The 2,765-nt window shown below is 73.2% G+C and carries 3 protein-coding genes; 1 reads left to right on the forward strand and 2 read right to left on the reverse strand.

Annotation, left to right across the window (positions count from 1 at the left end):
- Positions 1-1,336: MFS transporter (locus IJH84_RS23940; protein WP_295149316.1), on the reverse strand; the 1,336-nt coding region annotated here is incomplete at its 3' end.
- Between the two features lie 46 nt (positions 1,337-1,382).
- Positions 1,383-2,057, reverse strand: coding sequence for a glutaminyl-peptide cyclotransferase (locus IJH84_RS23945; RefSeq protein ID WP_295149319.1), 675 nt, complete (start codon positions 2,055-2,057; stop codon positions 1,383-1,385).
- Between the two features lie 27 nt (positions 2,058-2,084).
- On the opposite strand from IJH84_RS23945, the gene IJH84_RS23950 reads away from it, so the two are divergent.
- Positions 2,085-2,765, forward strand: a 681-nt coding sequence (locus IJH84_RS23950) for a DUF3027 domain-containing protein (protein ID WP_295149322.1), incomplete at its 3' end; no start/stop codon positions are given.

The raw sequence follows: 2,765 nt of genomic DNA on the forward strand, positions 1-2,765 counted from the left end.
CCGCGACCACCGCCACCGCGAACGCGGCGCCGAGGCAGCTCACGATCAGCCGGTCCGGCTTGCCGAACCGCATCCGGGAACCGGCGGCATTGCCTGCGAAGCCGCCGAGCCCGGCGGCGCCGCCGACCGCGCCGAGCAGCACCAGCTGCAAGAACGGGTCCTGCCGAGTGCCTTCCTTGATCACGAAGGCGGCGAACAAGGTGAGGAAGCCGGTCAGCAACCGGATGCCGCCGTTGCCCCACAGCGCGACGACCACGTGCCGCCCGAGCGGAGCCCGCCGCCGCTTACCGGCAGGTACTTCGCCGCGCGAGCTCTCCACCCGGTCCGAGATCCGCAGACCTGCGAAGATCCCGGCGACGGCCAGCGCGGCCATGAACCACAACGCCCCCTGCGAGCCCAGCAGCCAGGCGACTCCCGAGGCGATCGCGCCGACCACTCCGCCGGCGGCCATGCCGAAGGTCGTCAGCCGCGAATTCGCCGTGGTCAGGCTGATCGCGTCCGGCAGCACGCGCGGCGTCATGGCGGCCTTGAGCACGCCGAACGACTTCGACAGCACCATGCAGCCCAGCGCGGCCGGATACAGCGCCCAGCCGTCGAAGTTCAGCGCCATCACCGCCGCGAGCAGCACCCGCACGCCGAACGAGACGGCCAGCGCGGTGCGGCGGCCGTGCCGCAGCCGGTCCAGCGCGGGGCCGATGACGGGCGCGATCACCGCGAACGGAGCCATCGTGATCAGCAGGTACAGCGCCACCTTGTCCTTGCTCTCCGCGGTCGCGGCGGAGAAGAACAGGGTGTTCGCCAGCGCCACGGCCATCGCGGCGTCCACTGCGTAGTTGACCATCACCGCGTAGGTGAACCTGGCCAGGCCGGACTCGGCGGCGCCGTCTGCGTGCGCGGCGGAGAAGAACAGGCGCATCAGCCGCCGCGTCAGCTGGCGGCCGCGCCAGGCCGCCACCCGCGTGACGGTGATCTTCCGGGGCGGTGCGTCCGCCCCGGCGGACTCGTCGCGATCCTGCTGGTCCGCAGCGCCGGGATGGTCGTCCGGCAGCGGGGGCAACGTCCGCGAGTGCGGCTCGGCGCGGTATTCCGGGTCTTCCTGCCAGGGATAACGACGCTCCGTGCGCCCGGCCCGATCCGCTGTGCGCGACTGCTGCTCGGCGGACGAAGCTCGATCCTCCGGGCGCGAGGGCGGAGCCTGATCGCCTGCCCGTGAAACCCGTTGCCCGGCGGATGCCCGTCCGTCAGCGGAGACCCGGCCGCGCCTGCCGCGCCGCCCGGCACCCCACCCCGGTCGACCGCTCGCCGAGCCCTGTTGATCACCGCGCCTGAACCCCACGACTTCATCGTCCCCCAAACCGCCGCGCACAGCGCCGACCCGCGTGTCACTCCGGGACGAACCGGACGCGGTAGACGTGCGGCCAGAGCTTGCCGGTCAGCAGGAACTCGTCGGTGCCGGGCACCGACGCGATCCCGTTGAGCACGTCGGTGCCCGCGCGCTCCGGGCCCCGCAACAGCCCCGAAGCGTCCACAACCGCGGTGACCTGCCCGGATGCCGGGTCGATGCGCAGGATCTCGTCGCTGCCCCAGACGTTCGCGAACACCTGCCCGCCGACGCACTCCAGCTCGTTGAGCTCGTCGACCGGCTCCCCGCCGGAGCGCACGGTGACCGAGCCGAGCTCGGCGAAGCTCGCCGGGTCGCGGAACGTCAGCTGTGCGCCGCCGTCGCTCATCACCAGCCGCGAACCGTCCGCGCACAGCCCCCAGCCCTCGCCGGAATACCGCACCCGCCGCAGCTCACGCAGGCTCTGCCGGTCCCGCTCCAGCGCGACCCCTTCCTGCCAGGTGATCTGCCAGATACGGTCACCGGCGACGGTGATGCCTTCGCCGAAGAGCGCCGACGGGAGTCGTTCTTCCCGGAGCACGCGCCCGGTGTCCGGGTCCAACGCCCGCAGCGCCGACCGCCCGTGCTGCCCGGTGCCCTCGTAGAGGGTGCCATCGGACAGTTCCAGGCCCTGGGTGAACGAGGAGCGGTCGTGCGGGAGCACGCGAGTCACCATCGCTCGCAGGTGTGGCACGCTCGCCGCGTGCCCCAAGCCTTGATCGGACTGCTCGCGCTCGTGCTGGCCCTCGTGCTGCGCTGGTACGTGCGCCGTGCACGCGCCAACGCCCGCCAGCAACGTCAAGATCACACCGGCCAGGTTGCCGCGCAGCGCAGCGCGGCGGGGGAGAACTCCGGTTCGCACCCCGAAAGCCTGACACGGGCAGCGGGCACCCCGAGCGCGTACGGCACAATCGAGCATGTGACGCCTATGCCTGCTCCGACCACTGACCCGGATCCGCTCGGATTCCGCGGGGAGCCGAGCGGCGAGCCAGCGGCGGACCGGCTCGATCCGGCCCCGCTCGACCCGGCCCCGCTCGACCCGGCGCTGGCCGCGGCCGTGGACACCGCCCGCGCCGCCGCCGAAGAAGAGGCGGCACCGGCGCCCGGCCCGATCGGTTCGCCGGTGCTGCCGGTGGACGATGCCGAGGACGCGCCGGTCGGCGCGCACGTCGGCGTGGAGCCGGAGGGCGACGGCGTCGCCACGCACTACTTCGAGTCGAACTACCCGGGTTACGTGGGCTGGCGCTGGGCCGTGACGGTCGCGCTCGCCGCCCCGGACGAGCCGGTCACGGTCAGCGAGGTCGTGCTGCTGCCCGGGCAGGACGCGCTGACCGCTCCGGCCTGGGTGCCGTGGCACGACCGGGTCCGGCCCGGCGATCTGGGC

Origin of the sequence: Saccharopolyspora sp., assembly GCF_017434145.1 — a bacterium.
GTDB lineage: Bacteria > Actinomycetota > Actinomycetes > Mycobacteriales > Pseudonocardiaceae > Saccharopolyspora_C > Saccharopolyspora_C galaxeae.